Source organism: Paraclostridium sordellii (assembly GCF_000953675.1).
GTDB classification, from domain to species: Bacteria; Bacillota; Clostridia; order Peptostreptococcales; family Peptostreptococcaceae; genus Paraclostridium; species Paraclostridium sordellii.
The window spans coordinates 650239-666658 of sequence record NZ_LN679998.1; the positions used below are offsets into that span (position 1 = coordinate 650239).

General features: G+C 26.0%; 20 protein-coding genes. 18 read left to right on the forward strand and 2 right to left on the reverse strand.

The features are described from left to right. Nucleotides 1–120 precede the first annotated feature (120 nt). The 5 genes from ruvX to ATCC9714_RS03155 all read left to right on the forward strand — a co-directional run bounded on the left by ruvX (nt 121) and on the right by ATCC9714_RS03155 (nt 3408). Nucleotides 121–546, forward strand: a complete 426-nt coding sequence (gene ruvX, locus ATCC9714_RS03135) for a Holliday junction resolvase RuvX (RefSeq protein WP_080653492.1) — start codon at nt 121–123, stop codon at nt 544–546. Between the two features lie 68 nt (nt 547–614). Continuing rightward, nucleotides 615–884: a DUF1292 domain-containing protein gene (locus ATCC9714_RS03140; protein WP_054631457.1), complete on the forward strand. Its 270-nt coding sequence runs from the start codon at nt 615–617 to the stop codon at nt 882–884. A gap of 102 nt (nt 885–986) precedes the next feature. After that, nucleotides 987–1739, forward strand: coding sequence for a YdcF family protein (locus tag ATCC9714_RS03145; protein WP_021125323.1), 753 nt, complete (start codon nt 987–989; stop codon nt 1737–1739). An 89-nt stretch (nt 1740–1828) separates the two neighbouring features. After that, nucleotides 1829–2797, forward strand: a complete 969-nt coding sequence (locus tag ATCC9714_RS03150; RefSeq protein ID WP_021125322.1) for an LCP family protein — start codon at nt 1829–1831, stop codon at nt 2795–2797. A gap of 176 nt (nt 2798–2973) precedes the next feature. Next, nucleotides 2974–3408 carry a Fur family transcriptional regulator gene (locus ATCC9714_RS03155; RefSeq protein ID WP_038293533.1) on the forward strand — a complete coding sequence of 145 codons (435 nt, stop codon included), beginning with the start codon at nt 2974–2976 and terminating at the stop codon, nt 3406–3408. Between the two features lie 19 nt (nt 3409–3427). On the opposite strand, the gene ATCC9714_RS03160 is transcribed toward ATCC9714_RS03155, so the two are convergent. Then, nucleotides 3428–4165 (reverse strand): metal-dependent hydrolase, encoded by a 738-nt coding sequence (locus tag ATCC9714_RS03160; RefSeq protein ID WP_054631459.1) that lies wholly within the window; start codon nt 4163–4165, stop codon nt 3428–3430. A gap of 227 nt (nt 4166–4392) precedes the next feature. Between ATCC9714_RS03160 and ATCC9714_RS03165 the strand changes: the two genes are divergently transcribed. The 11 genes from ATCC9714_RS03165 (at nt 4393) to ATCC9714_RS03215 (ending at nt 12980) form a co-directional block, all read left to right on the forward strand. Then, nucleotides 4393–6069 carry a ribonuclease J gene (locus ATCC9714_RS03165; RefSeq protein WP_130624491.1) on the forward strand — a complete coding sequence of 559 codons (1677 nt, stop codon included), beginning with the start codon at nt 4393–4395 and terminating at the stop codon, nt 6067–6069. Nucleotides 6070–6127: 58 nt separating this feature from the next. Continuing rightward, a complete protein-coding gene (locus ATCC9714_RS03170; protein ID WP_021125316.1) occupies nt 6128–6463 on the forward strand; it encodes a YlbF family regulator in 336 nt (111 codons plus the stop codon). A gap of 258 nt (nt 6464–6721) precedes the next feature. Further along, complete coding sequence (locus ATCC9714_RS03175; RefSeq protein WP_057544434.1) at nt 6722–7009, forward strand: DUF503 domain-containing protein; 288 nt, start codon at nt 6722–6724, stop codon at nt 7007–7009. 68 nt (nt 7010–7077) lie between these two features. Then, nucleotides 7078–8238 carry a D-alanyl-D-alanine carboxypeptidase family protein gene (locus ATCC9714_RS03180; RefSeq protein WP_057544435.1) on the forward strand — a complete coding sequence of 387 codons (1161 nt, stop codon included), beginning with the start codon at nt 7078–7080 and terminating at the stop codon, nt 8236–8238. A 108-nt stretch (nt 8239–8346) separates the two neighbouring features. Continuing rightward, a complete protein-coding gene (locus ATCC9714_RS03185; RefSeq protein WP_021125313.1) occupies nt 8347–8946 on the forward strand; it encodes a site-2 protease family protein in 600 nt (199 codons plus the stop codon). 31 nt (nt 8947–8977) lie between these two features. Beyond that, nucleotides 8978–9703, forward strand: a complete 726-nt coding sequence (locus tag ATCC9714_RS03190) for a segregation and condensation protein A (protein WP_021128908.1) — start codon at nt 8978–8980, stop codon at nt 9701–9703. Nucleotide 9704: 1 nt separating this feature from the next. Next, nucleotides 9705–10232 carry an SMC-Scp complex subunit ScpB gene (gene scpB / locus ATCC9714_RS03195; protein ID WP_021128907.1) on the forward strand — a complete coding sequence of 176 codons (528 nt, stop codon included), beginning with the start codon at nt 9705–9707 and terminating at the stop codon, nt 10230–10232. Nucleotides 10233–10309: 77 nt separating this feature from the next. Further along, nucleotides 10310–11005 (forward strand): hypothetical protein, encoded by a 696-nt coding sequence (locus ATCC9714_RS03200; protein ID WP_057544436.1) that lies wholly within the window; start codon nt 10310–10312, stop codon nt 11003–11005. Then, nucleotides 10959–11384 carry a GerW family sporulation protein gene (gene ytfJ / locus ATCC9714_RS03205; RefSeq protein WP_021128905.1) on the forward strand — a complete coding sequence of 142 codons (426 nt, stop codon included), beginning with the start codon at nt 10959–10961 and terminating at the stop codon, nt 11382–11384. The genes ATCC9714_RS03200 and ytfJ overlap by 47 nt, the downstream gene beginning before the upstream one ends. A 302-nt stretch (nt 11385–11686) precedes the next feature. After that, the gene (locus tag ATCC9714_RS03210; RefSeq protein ID WP_021125305.1) at nt 11687–12127 is read left to right on the forward strand and encodes a MarR family winged helix-turn-helix transcriptional regulator; all 441 of its coding nucleotides are present in this window, start codon (nt 11687–11689) and stop codon (nt 12125–12127) included. 214 nt (nt 12128–12341) lie between these two features. Continuing rightward, nucleotides 12342–12980, forward strand: a complete 639-nt coding sequence (locus tag ATCC9714_RS03215) for a hypothetical protein (RefSeq protein WP_021125304.1) — start codon at nt 12342–12344, stop codon at nt 12978–12980. Between the two features lie 5 nt (nt 12981–12985). Here the strand turns inward: ATCC9714_RS03215 and ATCC9714_RS03220 are convergent, their stop codons facing one another. Beyond that, nucleotides 12986–13657, reverse strand: coding sequence for a TMEM164 family acyltransferase (locus tag ATCC9714_RS03220; protein ID WP_021128902.1), 672 nt, complete (start codon nt 13655–13657; stop codon nt 12986–12988). A 340-nt stretch (nt 13658–13997) separates the two neighbouring features. On the opposite strand from ATCC9714_RS03220, the gene ATCC9714_RS03225 reads away from it, so the two are divergent. Both ATCC9714_RS03225 and ATCC9714_RS03230 read left to right on the forward strand, forming a co-directional pair. Then, the gene (locus ATCC9714_RS03225) at nt 13998–14954 is read left to right on the forward strand and encodes a 2Fe-2S iron-sulfur cluster-binding protein (protein WP_057544437.1); all 957 of its coding nucleotides are present in this window, start codon (nt 13998–14000) and stop codon (nt 14952–14954) included. A 28-nt stretch (nt 14955–14982) separates the two neighbouring features. Next, nucleotides 14983–16266 carry an FAD-dependent oxidoreductase gene (locus ATCC9714_RS03230; protein ID WP_057544438.1) on the forward strand — a complete coding sequence of 428 codons (1284 nt, stop codon included), beginning with the start codon at nt 14983–14985 and terminating at the stop codon, nt 16264–16266. Nucleotides 16267–16420: the final 154 nt, after the last annotated feature.

Here is a 16420-nt window from a genome sequence, read left to right on the forward strand (position 1 = left end):
TAATATAGTTTCATATGGAAGAATTTATACATAATGTGTTGAATTTAGAGCACAATAAGAATATAGTATATACATATAATAAAAATTTAAGAAATTTGATTAATCAAGGAGAACTAAATGATATTAGACGGAAGAATAATGGGTCTTGATGTTGGAGACAAAACTATAGGGGTTGCAGTTAGTGATCTTATGGGAATTACAGCTCAAGGTGTTAAAACTGTTAAAAGAGTGGGTAAAAAGAAAGATATAGAAGAATTAAAGGCTATAATAAAAGAAAGACAAGTAAATAAAATTGTATCAGGACTTCCTAAAAACATGAATGGAACATTAGGCCCACAAGGTGAAAAGGTAATAAAGTTTTGTGAACTTTTAGAACAAGAAACTGGTATAAAAATAGAATACTGGGATGAAAGATTATCTACAGTAGCAGCAGAAAGATCTTTAATAGAAGCTGATGTTAGAAGAGAAAAAAGAAAAAAAGTAATAGATATGTTAGCTGCTGTAATAATTTTACAAGGATATTTAGATAACAAAAGAATTTTCTAAAACATATATAAAATAGCGTAGATATACGTTATAATATATTTAAATAATTAAACTTTGAGGTGAGGAACATGCAAGAAAATATAGTAAACTTAATAGACCAAGATGGAAACGAAATACAATTTGAAATAATATTAACTTTAGAAGCTGAAGGAAAAGAATATGCTATATTAATGCCTTTAGATGACAATGAAGCAGAAGAAGCTTTAATATTTAGAATTGACAGTGATGAAGAAGGAGATATATTAACTCCACTTGAAAATGATGAAGAGTATGAAACAGTTGTAGCTGTTTACAACACTTTAATGGAAGAAGAAGGATTAGATTACGACGAAGAATAGTTAAAAATTCAAAATTGTATAGTTTATAAATGGGAGTATCTAAATGGTGCTCCTTTTTAAATTTAAATTCTTATAAATAAAATAATACTTTAGGAGGTTTGAGTGAGTAAATATTTAGACTTAATAATTGGATTTGTTTTCATTTTATATTATATATATCTTAAAGTAATATACAATGGAATGGCCTTTGATAAATTTTTTATATCATTAGGAATTGTATTGATTATTTATCATTTTATAAAAAATAAGATAAATATGAACAAAAAATTAAAAAAGATAATTAAAATAACATTTATAATATTTATCTCTATATTTATCATCTTAGAAAGTATATTAATATTTTTTCCAAAACAAAATTTAGAAGAGGATTGTGATTACTTAATTATACTGGGGGCTTCTGTTAAAAATACAGTTCCAAGTTTAACTCTAAAAGGTCGACTAGATAAAGCAATCGAATATCTAAAAAAGAGTAAAGATGATTGTTATATAGTTGTATCTGGAGGAAAAGGAAACGATGAAGGTATTTCAGAAGCAAAGGCAATGGAAAATTATTTAGTAAAGCATAAAATTCCTAAGGATAAAATTATAATGGAAGATAAGTCTACAAATACATATGAAAATTTTAAATATAGTAAAGAAAAAATAGAAAGTCATAGCAAAAATGATATAAAAAATTTAAATATTAAAGTTGTTACTACAGATTTTCATAGTTTTAGAAGTTTTATGTTAGCAAAGAAAAATGGTTATGGGAATGTAAATTTTTATTCAAATAAATCCTTAAATCAATTTATACCTATATATTATGCAAGAGAATTTTTTGCTACTATAAAGACTATTGTATTTGATATGCTCTAATAAGCAATAATTAAAAATATTTAATAAAAAGTTTTAAATTTATTTATATGGTTAAAATAGAGATAATAAACACATAAGGGGTAATGCGTATGAATAAATTTAAAAAATGTTGTATATTTTTAAGCATAATAATTTTAATAAGTATGACTCTAACTAATATTTATGCTATAAATAATTATAAAAAAAATACAAATAAAACTACGGTTAAATCTGAAAATATTATAGTCAAAGAAGAAGAGAAAAAAGAAAAAAGCAAAAAAACTAAAGATGTATTAAACATTTTATTAATAGGAACAGACTCTAATGATTTTAAAAAAACAGCAAGGTCAGATTCTATGATGATATTAACTATAGATAAAGATCACAAAAATATAAAACTTACATCTTTAGCACGAGATACTCTAGTTAATATACCTAGGTATGGATTTGAAAAGCTAACTCATGCATATGCATATGGAAAAGCTGATCTATTACTAGAAACAATACAAAAAAATTTTTATATAGATATAGATGACTATATTACTGTAAATTTTAACTCTTTTATAGATTTAGTTGATATATTAGGCGGGGTTGAAGTTGATATACAAGAAAAAGAGATTAGTCATTTAAATGATATAATAGTAAATTCTTTTAAGGTATCAAATAAAGAAGCAGAAGAACCTCAATTTATAAGAAGTAGTGGGAGACAGTTATTAAATGGATATCAAGCCTTATCTTATGCTAGAATAAGACAAATTGATAGTATATATGAAAGAGATAAAAGGCAAAGGGATGTATTAAAAAGTATAGCCAATAAGTTAATAGAACTACCAGTAAGTAGTTATCCTACAGTTATAAAAGAGTTATTACCTTATGTAGATATAAACATATCTATTACTAAACTTATTTCACTAGCCAATATACTTAGAAATATTTATGATTATGATATAAAACAAATGGAATTTCCAGTTAAGAATCATAGAGAATCAGGAAAGTTATTAAAGAACAATAGTTTTGTAGTTAAATGGGATAAAACAGAAAATTTAAAAATTTTAAAAGATTTTATGTATAGTAATTAAAAAATTTATTAAGTAACACAAATTTTGGGTATATTTATAAAAGTAAAGATAATAATATCTTTACTTTTATTTAGTTTTTAATAGGTTAACACTAGGAGATATATTGACAAAATCAATATTATCAACTAAAATAATTAATAAAGATTATCAGTTGAAAACAAAGGTGGTAAAGGTTAATGAGTCAAATGGAAGTATTAAAAGAAAAATTAAAAGAAACGGGATTTAAAATAACACCTCAAAGAAGAGCTATAATAGAGACGTTATTAAAACATAAGGACAAACATTTAAGCAGTGAAGAAATATATGATTTTGTAAGAGTAGATTGTCCAGAGATAGGATTAGCTACAGTTTATAGAACTATGCAGTTATTAGATGAAGTAGGAGCTATTTCAAAGTTGAATCTAGATGATGGATGTATAAGATATGAAATTGATTTAGATGACTCAGATGCTCATAACCATCATCATTTAATATGTAAAAACTGTGGTAAAATAATAGAAGTAAAAGAAGATTTATTAGACTCTATTGAACTAGAAATACAAAACTTATACAAATTTAGTATATTAGATCACGATCTTAAATTTTATGGATTATGTGAAGACTGTAAATAAAAAAAGCCCCTTTTGGGGCTTAAAATTTTATTAACGTCAATAGTATTAAACAAAATAAAAATACTACAAATACAATCTCCAAGAAATTACTTAAAGACCCTCCAACCTTTAAAAATCCAAGCGAAAACTTCTTTTCACTAAACGGATAGAAAAGAGGTATGCCTGACTTTGTAAATAAATCTCCTAAAAATAAATGAGATGAATATCCTATAGTTCCAAAAAAGCATAAATTAGATATATTAGTTATTAACTCTATTTGTTTAAGTACAAAACCTATTATAAAAATAGCTAATAAGCTATGTGATAGTTTTCTATGTTTAAGCCATGGAAATGACGCTAAAATAAGTGTAAATAATATAAAATAAAATTTACCATTAATTAGGTAAATAGAAATTGTTAACAATATAAATATTAATGATAAAAATAGCCTCCTTAAAAATCCATGGGAAATCTTAGCTTCTAGTATTACTATTGCTACAAAAGTTACTAAAGAACTTATTATAAAATTATCATTTATTTTTATAGATATTAAAAAAATTAATATATTTACAGCATATATAATGATTTTATATATTTTTTTTGAAACATTATGATTTAAAATCGTATTAGATATAATGGAGTTTGATGTGTCTAGGTCAGGCAGTATTGAAAACAATGAACAAACTGCAATATCCATAAGAGAAAGTGGCTTATTAAAAAGCATAGAAGCTTGTAAAGAGGTTAGTACCCCAATAGTGAAGTGAGTTTTACCACGCATTATAACCTCCTGTAAATATTATATTTTGAGAATACCAAAATAATTATTGTTTGTCAAAATAATACGGTAAATGTATTTTAAATATATCTTAAAATATAGTTCAACTTGTGTTACAATTATATTAACTGGTAAAGAGTGCGTGATTTGATATTATTTGTATGTTTAATAAGGAACGATTTTAAAGTGCGAGAGTTTAAAGTGCGAAAAGACATAGACAAAAGGAGATGATGCAATTGTTCAAAAAGAGTTTGAATAAAATAAAAGTTATGGCTCTGGGAGGGCTAAATGAAATCGGGAAGAACATGACGGCTATTGAATATAAAGATGAGATTATCGTTATAGATTCAGGATTAAGTTTCCCAGAAGAAGAAATGTTAGGGGTAGATATAGTTATACCTGATGTAACTTACTTAGTAAAAAATAAAGATAGAGTAAAGGGAATATTTATAACTCATGGTCACGAAGACCATATAGGGGCATTACCATATGTGTTAAAGAAGATAAATGTTCCAGTTTATGCTTCTAAACTTACAGTGGGGCTTATACAGGTGAAACTAAAAGAGCATAAGTTAAATAATGTTAACTTAAATGTTATAACTCCAGGTCAAGTTATAAAACTTAAAAACTTTGACGTAGAGTTTTTAAAAGTAAATCATAGTATACCAGATGCTTGTGCTATAGCAGTTCATACAGATCAAGGAATAATATTCCATACAGGAGATTTTAAAATAGACTTAACTCCTATAGATGGAGAAGTTATGGATTTTCATAGAATCTGTGAATTAAGTAAAAAAGGTGTGCTATTAATGCTTGCAGATAGTACAAACGTTGAAAGACCAGGATATAATCCATCAGAGAGAACTGTTGGGACAGGATTAGATGGATTATTTGCAAAAGCAAACAACAGTAGAATAATAGTTGCTACATTTGCTTCAAATATACACAGACTACAACAAATAGTTAATGCAGCTCAAAAGTTTGAGAGAAAAGTTGCGGTATCAGGAAGATCTATGGTAAATGTCATGGCAGTTGCAAGAGATTTAGGTTATATAGATATAGATGATGATATGCTTATAGATTTAAATGATATACACAAGTATGAAGATAATGAGTTAGTTATAATAACTACAGGTTCTCAAGGAGAACCAATGTCAGCTCTTGCAAGAATGGCATCAGCTGAACATAAAAAAGTTGAAATAAGACAAGGCGATTTAGTTATAATATCTGCCCACCCAATACCAGGAAATGAAAAGCTTATATCAAAAGTAGTTAACTGCTTATTTGAAAAAGGTGCAGAAGTAGTGTATGACGATGCAGCTGATATACATGTTTCAGGGCATGCAAGACAAGAAGAGTTAAAGTTAATGCATAGATTAGTTGCTCCAAAATTCTTTATGCCAGCTCATGGTGAATTTAGAATGTTAAAGAAACATGCAGAAATAGCTGAAGAGTTAGGAATGCCAAGTCAAAATATATTTGTCATGAAAACAGGAGAAGTTTTAGAATTAGATAAAACTTCAGCAAAAGTAGCATCTCATATACCAACAGGAAATGTATTAGTTGACGGTCTTGGAGTTGGAGATGTTGGTAATATAGTTTTAAGAGATAGAAAACATTTATCTGAAGATGGACTTATGATAGTAGTAGTTACTATATCTAAAGAAGATGGAAAAGTTTTAGCAGGACCAGACATAATTTCTAGAGGATTTGTATATGTCAGAGAATCAGAGGATTTAATGGATGGGGCTAAATCAGTAATTAAAAATGTATTAGTTGCATGTGAACAAAGCCATATAAAAGAATGGGCTTATTTAAAAAATAATATAAAAGATAACTTAAAAGAGTACTTATATCAAAGAACTAAGAGAAATCCTATGATACTTCCTATTATAATGGAGGTATAAATGAAAAAGATTGAATATAATATATTATATTCAATCTTTTTTTATTAGGAGGGAAAGTATGGGGGTTTATGATAGCACTACAAAACTTGCAAGTGATATAAAAGGTAGTAAAGAATATAAAGAATTTAAAAAATATATGAAAGTTATAAAAAGTAACCCAAAATATGAATCCATTTTAAATAATCATAGAAAAATACAAATGGAGATTAAGTCTAAAAATATAAAAGGTGTAAATATAGACAAAAAAACATTAAAGATAGCTGAAGACTTGAGAAAAACTATATCAGGCAATAAAGACCTAAGTAGATATATTGAGTGTGAGTATAAGTTTACTTCAATGATGGATAATATAAATAAAATTTTAGCATCAGCTGTATATGAAGACTATAAATGAAGCTTAGGAAAATTAAGTTAATATAACTATATAGCCCCTAATATTTTTAATATATATTACAAATATTAGGGGCTATTAAATAATATATATAAATCGGGTAAAAATATAATAATCAAGGAATGTCATTAGGTAAAATTATAGTTATAAACCTTAAGATATAATGGGGATACAAATACTTAAATTACATAAAAAATTGAATATATTATTTGATATTTAAGCATTATTTAATAAAGAAAAATATATAAAATAGGTGAGCAAATGAAAATTATAATTATAAAAGTTAAATTAAGAGCAAATTGGGTACATTCACTAAAAGAAAAAAGAATGATTTTAAAAAGTATAGTAAAAAAACTTCAAAATAAATTTAACATATCTGTTAGTGAAGTTGATAATCAAGATATACATCAAAGTATAGTTATTGGAATTGCTGGAATATGTTTAGATAGTAGACAAGCTGATTCAACTATTGATAATATAATAAATTATATATATGAAAATACAGATGCTGAGATTATTAATATAGATACAACTATTGATGTTTATTAAATACTTCGCATAATATTAGGTAAAATGTGAAAAAATAGTATCAAATAAAACATCAAGAGGTGAAATTAATGAGACGATTTACCAGTATAGTTTTAGCGATGATGATGGTTTTTATGGGTATGGAAATAACTGCTTTTGCAGGTGATAAAAAGGAACAAGAACCTTTAAACCTATCATCTAAGTCTGCTATATTAATGGATGTAGGCAGTGGACAGATACTATTTGAAAAAAATCCACATGAAAAACTTCCACCAGCAAGTGTTACTAAAGTAATGACTATGTTGCTTGCTGTAGAGGCCCTTGACAGTGGAAAAATAAAGTTAGATGATGAAGTGCAAATAAGTGAAAGGGCTTCAGAAATGGGGGGAAGTCAAATATTTTTAGAACCAGGCGAATCACAAAAAGTAGATGATCTTTTAAAAGGAATAGCTGTTGCATCTGCAAATGATGCCTGTGTGGCTATGGCTGAATTTATAGCAGGAAGTGAAGAAGAGTTCGTAGCTATGATGAATGAAAAGGCTAAGTCGCTAGGAATGAATGATACTCATTTTGCTAACACTAATGGTTTGCCAGTTGATAATCACTACACATCAGCGCATGATATAGCTATAATGTCTAAAGAATTATTAAAACATGAAAAAATAACAAAATACTTAACAACATGGATGGATAAAATAGTAGTTGGTAAAAAAAGAGTTTCTATAGGTCTTGCAAATACAAATAAAATGATAAAACACTACCAAGGAGCAACAGGGGTTAAAACAGGATTTACACAAGAAGCAAAATACTGTTTATCGGCATCAGCTAAAAGAGGAGAGACACATTTGGTAGCAGCTACACTAGGAGCGACTACAACTCAAGAAAGATTTAAAGATGCATCATCTCTTTTAAGTTATGGATTTGCAAACTATGAAAGTGTTAAATTATGCTCTAAAGGAGATACTGTGGCAACTCTTACACTGGATAAGGCCCAAGATAATAAAGTGAATTTAGTAGCAAAAGAAGATTTAAGTGCTCTTATTAAAAAAGGAGAAAGTAAAGATTTTACTAAAAAAATTGATGTATCTAAAGACATAAAACTACCAGTTAAAGCAGGAACTAAATTAGGAAGTATAGGTATTTACAAAGGTGATAAAAAAGTTGGTAGTATAGATCTTGTATGTGAAAAGGATATAAATAAAGCGAGTTACTTTAAAATGTTTGAAAGAGTTATAGATAGCATTTTTTAAATAAAAGACCTAGAATTTCTAGGTCTTTTATCATTATAATCTTCATTTGATTATAATAGTATATATTGTTATAATAATAGTAAAACTTAAAAAATAGGAGAGAAATTAATGAATGTAATAAGCCAGTTTTTAGTAACTGCAGTAGGTATAGCGGTTGCCATATCGGTTCATGAGTTTGGGCATGCATACGTAGCACATCTTTTAGGAGATGATACAGCAAAAATGAGTGGAAGAATGACATTAGATCCGATAAAGCACGTAGACCCAATAGGACTTATAATGCTTGTGGTGGCAAGATTTGGTTGGGCTAAGCCAGTACCTGTAAATCCGAATAATTTTAAAAATTACAAGGTAGGAAATTTAATTGTTTCATTAGCAGGACCATTGTTCAATATTATAACAGCTATAATAGTTGCAAATATTATGAACCTTAATTTTATCAACATAGAAGCATTATATCTTATATTAAGTAGTATATTCTTATATAATATGGGATTTGCAGCATTTAACCTTTTACCATTACCTCCTCTTGATGGATGGGGTATAGTATCAAGCTTTATACCAGTTAAATACTATGATTTTGTTTATAAATATGAAAGTATGAGTACTATTATATTTATATTTTTAATTTTAACAAGATTCCATGTAATAATATTAAGTCCTATAATGAATGTACTATCTAGTATAGTAAATATATTTACAATATAATTTACAATTTTATATAAAATAGAGGTAATTTATGAAGTATAGTGTACAGCTTAAGGTATATGAAGGACCACTTGATCTTTTATATGACCTTATAACAAAACATAAAATAGATATAAAAGATATATCTATTATAGAAATAACAAAGCAATATTTGGCTTATTTAGATATGCTTGAAGAATTTGATTTAGAGATTGCAAGTGAATTTATAACTATGGCTTCTAAACTTCTACAAATTAAATCTAGGTATTTGCTATATAAGCAAAGAGATGATGAAAATGAAGAAGATCCAAGATTAGAGCTTATGGAAAAACTTGTAGAATATAAAAAGTTTAAAAATGCTACGGAAGATTTAAAAAATAATGTAACTTATATTGAAGATGTATTTTACAGAAAAAAAGAAGAAGTAGTTATAGATGAAAAGTTAGATTTAGAAACTATATCACTAGAGGCAATAGTAAAAATACTACCACACATAATGAAGGTAGATAAAGAAGAATTAGAAGAAATAAAAGACGATAAGCTAAATAAAATTGTTAAAACTCGTATTATATCTGTTGAAGAAAAAATGCACTATGTTAGAGATATTATTAAAGAAAAAGAAGATATTAAATTTACGAATTTGATATCAAACTATGAAAAAGACGAAATAATAGCAACATTTTTATCAGTATTAGAACTTATAAAAACTAATGAAGTTATTGTTGTACAAGATTTATTCTTTGATGATATTTTAATAAAGAGGAATATGGAGAGTTAATATGAGACGTGAAGAGATAAAAAATATTATAGAAGCTATAATGTTTGCATATAGCGAGCCTATAACTATAAAGGAATTAAACTATGCTATAAATGAAGAACTTTCTTCTAAAGAAATAGAGATTATGTTAAATAGTCTAATTGAGGACTATAAGATAAATAATAGAGGAATTCAAATTATTAAATTGCAAGATAAATATCAAATGTGTACAAATAAGGAATATTCATCTTTTGTAAAAAATATATTAGAGCCTAAAAGAAAGAAAACTTTAAGTCAAGCAACTTTAGAAACTTTAACAATTATAGCGTATAAGCAGCCAATAACAAAGGTGGAATTAGAAGAAATAAGAGGGGTTAAAAGTGATAAGGTAGTGCAAACTCTTCTTGAAAATGAACTTATCTATGAAGCTGGAAGATTAGACAAAATAGGTAAACCTATAATTTACAAAACTACAAATGAATTTTTGAAGCTATTAAACATAGAGAAATTAGAGGATTTACCTCCAATTGAAAATTATGAAAAAGAATAAATAAAAAAACTGATATATAATTTAAAATTATATATCAGTTTTTTTATTTTAAATTTATAATGAATAGATTTGAAGAAATGGAAAATAATATAAATATGAATTATAAAGATATGGGTCATATATTACTTTCCTACATTGTTTTTAGCTTGCCTATAATATTAAGTATAATATTTCTATTAAATAGAAGTATTCATTTAATAATTGTGTCTGAAGTAGAAAATGAAAAGGTTAGTGTAAAAGTAACTATAAAATTTTTTTTCAATTTAATAAATATGACAAAAACTTTATACCCTATAACTAAAAAAGAAAAGAAAAAAAGCAAATCAAAATATAGAAAAAATAAGGAGGATAAAAGCTCTTCTAAAAGGTTTGATTTAAAAAAGATAGAAGTTGCAAATTTAGTAGTATTATATAGAATGTCAAAAAAAATAAAAATAACTGAAGTGTACTCTAACTTAAGTTATGGAAATGAAAATATAAGTTTGACTTCATTTATATATGTTTTAGTTAATGCGGTATATGGAAATATTAGTAATTACTTTGAGTCTGAAAAGATGTATTTAAAAGTTAGACCATGTTATACGAGAAACTATATTAGGTATAGAGGGATATTACATTTAAGTCCTACTATAAAAGATATAATTATTATAATCAAAGGAATATTTAAAATATATTTTCAAATTAGAAAATATAAAAAAATAAAATATAATAAGGAGGAAAATGCAAATGAGATCAGCAAGTTCTATAAAAAATCTAATGGATACAACTCTTGAATCTATTAGATCTACAATAGATGCTAATACTATAATTGGAGATCCAATAAAAGCTGAAAACACAGTTGTTGTTCCAATTTCTAAAGTAACTATAGGGTTTGGGATAGGTGGAGGAGAGTATTCAAGAGGAAAAGTTGATAATAGGCATAAAGAATTAGATAATGTGGATGATTCAAATTTTGCAGGTGGTAGTGCAGGAGCAGTATCACTTCAACCAGTAGCTTTTGTTGTCGTTGAAAATGGAGAAACTAGACTTATGAGTTTGGATCATAATATAAACATGGTAGACAATATTTTGAGTGTAACGCCTAAAGTTTTAGAAAAAATTCAAAAATTAAAAGGTAGTAATGAGGAAGTTAAAAATAATAAAGAATGCTAAAATATAAATAAAAACCATGGAAATTAAACTTGATATTTCTATGGTTTTTATTTATTTTTTTAAAAAATACTATACTTTATATAAAAATATTAAAAAAATATGTATAATAGTATTATTAAAATAAGTCTATATTTTGGCAAAATACCGTAAATTTTACTAAATTATATAAATTCTTAAACATTAAATATAATAAATATTTTATAACTAAATTATTTGTTACTTAAAAAATTAGAAAAATAATAGTATAATATATATAGGGTTAATTAAATATAAGGATTGTCAATATTAATAGAGGTGATTAAATGGATAATAAAGATATATCAAAGTTAATGCTACAAAGCATGAACAACTATCAAAACCTAATAAAGACTACAAATACAGATAGATATAAACTAGGAAAAGTATTAACAAAGAAGCAATTTTTTACATTAGTAGAAATACAAAAACTTGGGAAAATAGAATTGAAAAATTTAAGTAGAGAATTATATGTATCTACATCAAGCTTATGTATACTTTTAAATAAATTAGTTGAACTTGGATATGTGTATAGAGAAGAAGATCCAAGTGATAGAAGAAATACTTTTTATGGTATAACTACTGAAGGTGAAGAAGTAGCAAATCAAGAAATTGAAAAATTTATGCAAATAATAAATGATAAACTTAACAAACTAGATTTAATTAAAAAGAAAGAACTTGAACAAAGCTTGCAAAAAACTATAGATATAATGAAAGAACTTATGTAAGCAAATAATTTAATTTGATTCAAAATTATACAATGCTAGGCAAATTGTGGTATAATTAAAATAACCTAAGATTTTAAATTTTCTTCTTACATGAAAGTATGTAATTTACTCGCTTAATAGCGAGTTTTTTTTTATATAATCAGAAAATTAAAAAAATAATTAGTACATGTGATATAATTAATATATAATATTTAAAATTTAATGGGGTGGATTTATGGGGGATAACAAATTAGATTATACTGAAAAGAATTTTAATGTATATACTGATATGATAAAGTATATAAGAAATCTAAATATGTTAGAAATTCACAAAAGACAAATTAACCAAAAACTCTATAATATGTATGTAAATTTGAGTTCTAAAGGTATTGATTTAGAAAATTATGTGGTAAATCCTAAAGAGTTTTGTGACAAGTTGTGTAGTAACTATGTGAAGAACACATCATTATATGTTGTATACTTAGAAACTATTAAGAAGTTTTCACTGGTTGTAGCTATACTTGCATTAGGATGTGACTTAATTTTGGAAAGACCAATAGTAAGCAAATATTTTGTTTATATATTATTTGGGGCTTTTTTAATTTCGTTACTTTTAACTTATTTAAAAATGTATAGGGCTAAAAAATATGGGATAGGTGAAGAACCAATAAAATATAAAATTTTATATAATTTAACTGCTGTAATTTTGGTTGTGCCTATATTTTTATTGAAAAATTATATAAAAGTTAATGCCAACATAAGTATAATATTTATTGGAATTGTATCTATAATTATATTTTTTATATCATCATATATAGTTAAGGTAAATAAAAAGATATTAGATAAAAAAATAAGTTGTAAGAGTGTTGAATAATACTCTTACAACTTATTTTTTCGCTTAAAATTAATATTTATATTATCTCTATTGTTTAAAATTATAGGAAGATAAATTAAAGATGAAATTATCATAAATAAGAAGATGCTATATAAATTATGATTAGAAAAACTATAGGAATAATTAGCATTTGTAAAAGTATTTAATGAAAAAATGAATAAGAAAAATAGTGTACAAGCTTTAAAGTTATCTTTTAGGCATGTAGAGTTTACTCTAAACTTCCTAACTCCTACTAAATATACTAAAGAATATAAAAGCAATAATCTAGAAGCTATATAGAAAAAGTAAAGTATATGAGGAAAGTCAACATACATATCTCTAAAAAATATCAAATCTCCAATAGCACAAACTATACTCCATGAAAAAAATATATTGAATAAATGATACTTTTTAAAAGCTAATATAGCTATACATATATAAGTGGTTATTCTAGTTATACTTATTGGAAGTGCATATAAAACACTATAATTTCCAAGAGAAATTAAACAAATTTGTTCAAGTATTATTTCGAATATAAAGGATATGCATATAATTTTTTCGATTAAGTAGCTGTATGGAAGAAGATTCTTAGTTAATTTAGGTAATAAGAATAAAAATATTGCTACGAAAAATAAAATCATTAAGTGTTCGTTAGAAAATATAAAACTAGAGTTCAATACAATCCCTCCTATACTTTTAATTTATAAAATATATATACCCCAATTTTAAAATCTGTACTATAAATAGAAAGTCCTTAATATAAACTTTTAAGATGATACTTTTTTATATTATTATAGAAAAATATGTTTAAGACCTTCTATAATTTAAAAAACTCTATATGTAATCATGTCCTTTTATACATTATATTCAAAAGGAAGGTTTGCGATATATAGTTTTTCAAAATTTATATAAATAATTTATTAGTAACAAAATAATGTATAGTTAATAAATTAATAATATAGGATTTAGCAAAGTTTTTAAAGTAGACATTCAAATACTATCAAGGGAAGTGATTTTTTGAAAAGAATATGTATACAACCATGTGCTGATTGTGGGAGCAAGTATTGTCCATGTCACTTAGCATATTCAGGGGATTGCATTCAATGTAGTTTAATTCAAGGTAGTAAAACATGTGATTGTATATGGCAGGGGGTATGTGTATACAATGAATTTCAACACAATAGAAATACTAGCTGTAATCAAAAGATCGAAGAGTTATGTAAAGTTGAACTGAAAAAAGAGTTGCTTAAAGATATATATTTATTAGAAATTAAAGCATCAAAAAACTTATTGGAGGAGCTATTAAATCCTGGATCATACATTTTATTAAGAGCTAAAAGTGAAACTGACTCAAAGTATAATGTGCCGATATCTGTAATGGATATAGACGTTGAAAATGAAATCTTAAAGGTTATTATAAAAGAGGTAGGTCATAAGACTAAGAGTTTACTTAACTTTGATGATGTATGGGTTAGAGGACCTTATTTAAATGGTGTATTAGGACTTAAAGAATTTAAATTAACGGCAAATCAAAATGTAGCTGTAATATTAAGTGGATTATCTCAAGTAAATGCACCTAAGATAATTAAATATATACTAAAAAATAATAATCATGTAGAAGTTTTCGTAGACACTAGAAGGACTATACTAGATGAAGTTATAGATAAAATTAAAGAACTAAATGTAAATATTCATTTCTTAAATATAAAAGAAGATGAGAGTTTAATAAAAGATTACATCAGAAGAAATAACGTAGAATTAGTTTATAGCGGAGGATTTAATTCATTTAATAAAGAAATAATGAATTTAGTTGATAGTATTGATGAAAATATAAAATTCGCTATAGCTAATAATAATTTAATAGTATGTGCAGAGGGAATATGTGGAGGATGTACAGTTGTTGTAAATGGTAAAAGAATTAAATCTTGTAAAGCTCAGATAAATGGAAGGGACTATTTAAAAAATTTAAAATAATATTTTAAGTTAGTAGGGGGAATGAAAATTGGCTAAAGTAGTAGTTATAGGTGGAGGTTGGGCTGGTTGCGCCGCTGCAATATCTGCAAAAAAAGCAGGAGCTGAAGTTGTTATATTAGAAAGAACAGATTTATTGTTAGGACTTGGAAATGTTGGAGGCATAATGAGAAACAATGGTAGATACACTGCGACTGAAGAGGCTATTGCCCTTGGAGCAAGTGAATTATTTGAACTTACTGATAAGTATTCAACTCATAAAGATATGGATTTTCCAGGTCATAAACATTCTACTATATATAATGTTACGGAAATAGAAAAACCTGTAAGAGAAAAAATACTTAGTATGGGTATTGAAGTAAGGTTTTTTGCAAGAGTAATTGATGTTAAGTTAGATGGTAAAAAAATTAAATCTGTTATATTAGAAGACGGAGAAATAATAAATGGTGATTCTTTTGTAGAAACAACAGGATCTTCTGGACCTATGGGCAACTGTACTAAATATGGAAATGGATGTGCTATGTGTGTTCTTAGATGTCCATCCTTTGGGGGAAGAGTGAGTATAACTTCTAAATGTGGAGTACAGGATATGTATGGAAGAAGAAATACTGGTGAGCTAGGCGCATTTAGTGGATCTATGAAACTGTTAAAAGAAAGCCTAGGTGAAGAAATTCAAAGAGATTTAAATGAAAAAGGATGTGCTGTAGTACCACTACCTGAAGAACTTATAAATACAGAAAAACTAGATATAAAAGTATGTCAACAGTATTCATTACCTGAGTTTGCAAAAAATTTGATATTAATAGATACAGGTCATGCAAAACTTATGGCTCCATTTTACCCACTTGAAAAACTAAGAAAAATACCAGGATTTGAGGGAGCTATAATTGTAGATCCATACTCTGGAGGTAGAGGAAACTCAATAAGATATTTATCTGTTGCACCAAGAGACAATTATATGAGAGTTATAGGAGTTGAAAATCTATTTGTTGGAGGAGAGAAAAGTGGATTTTTTGTAGGGCATACAGAAGCTATATGTACAGGGTCTTTAGCAGGGCATAATGCAGCTAGAAATGCAATTGGTATGTATTTGCTTCAACTACCTACAAGTATCACTATAGGAGATTTTATATACTATGCAAATAAAGAATTAAAAGAAGATAATGCAGATAGACTTAAATTTACTTTTGCAGGTAGTGTATATTTTAACAGAATGAAAGAATTAGGTTTTTATACTACAGATAAGAAGATAATAATAAATAGGGTTAAAGAAACAGGTTTAGAAGGTATATTTAACAAAAAAGTTACAAGGTAAATAATAGGAGGTGACAATTTGTCATCTCCTTTTTGGAATTATTGAAAAATGAGTATATAACTAACTTTCAGAAAACTTTGTATTGAAAAAATGTAAAAAATAACCTTAAAAAAGTAAGGTTTCTTACTAAAAAAACTTATAAAAATAAAAAAAA

Coding starts and splice junctions, on each gene's coding strand:
- ATCC9714_RS03140 (WP_054631457.1), top strand. CDS start 615: ATGCAAGAAAATATAGTAAACTTAATAGACCAAGATGGAAACGAAATA.
- ATCC9714_RS03150 (WP_021125322.1), top strand. CDS start 1,829: ATGAATAAATTTAAAAAATGTTGTATATTTTTAAGCATAATAATTTTA.
- ATCC9714_RS03155 (WP_038293533.1), top strand. CDS start 2,974: ATGAGTCAAATGGAAGTATTAAAAGAAAAATTAAAAGAAACGGGATTT.
- ATCC9714_RS03160 (WP_054631459.1), bottom strand. CDS start 4,165: ATGCGTGGTAAAACTCACTTCACTATTGGGGTACTAACCTCTTTACAA.
- ATCC9714_RS03165 (WP_130624491.1), top strand. CDS start 4,393: ATGCAATTGTTCAAAAAGAGTTTGAATAAAATAAAAGTTATGGCTCTG.
- ATCC9714_RS03170 (WP_021125316.1), top strand. CDS start 6,128: ATGGGGGTTTATGATAGCACTACAAAACTTGCAAGTGATATAAAAGGT.
- ATCC9714_RS03175 (WP_057544434.1), top strand. CDS start 6,722: ATGAAAATTATAATTATAAAAGTTAAATTAAGAGCAAATTGGGTACAT.
- ATCC9714_RS03180 (WP_057544435.1), top strand. CDS start 7,078: ATGAGACGATTTACCAGTATAGTTTTAGCGATGATGATGGTTTTTATG.
- ATCC9714_RS03185 (WP_021125313.1), top strand. CDS start 8,347: ATGAATGTAATAAGCCAGTTTTTAGTAACTGCAGTAGGTATAGCGGTT.
- ATCC9714_RS03190 (WP_021128908.1), top strand. CDS start 8,978: ATGAAGTATAGTGTACAGCTTAAGGTATATGAAGGACCACTTGATCTT.
- scpB (WP_021128907.1), top strand. CDS start 9,705: ATGAGACGTGAAGAGATAAAAAATATTATAGAAGCTATAATGTTTGCA.
- ATCC9714_RS03200 (WP_057544436.1), top strand. CDS start 10,310: ATGGAAAATAATATAAATATGAATTATAAAGATATGGGTCATATATTA.
- ytfJ (WP_021128905.1), top strand. CDS start 10,959: ATGAGATCAGCAAGTTCTATAAAAAATCTAATGGATACAACTCTTGAA.
- ATCC9714_RS03210 (WP_021125305.1), top strand. CDS start 11,687: ATGGATAATAAAGATATATCAAAGTTAATGCTACAAAGCATGAACAAC.
- ATCC9714_RS03215 (WP_021125304.1), top strand. CDS start 12,342: ATGGGGGATAACAAATTAGATTATACTGAAAAGAATTTTAATGTATAT.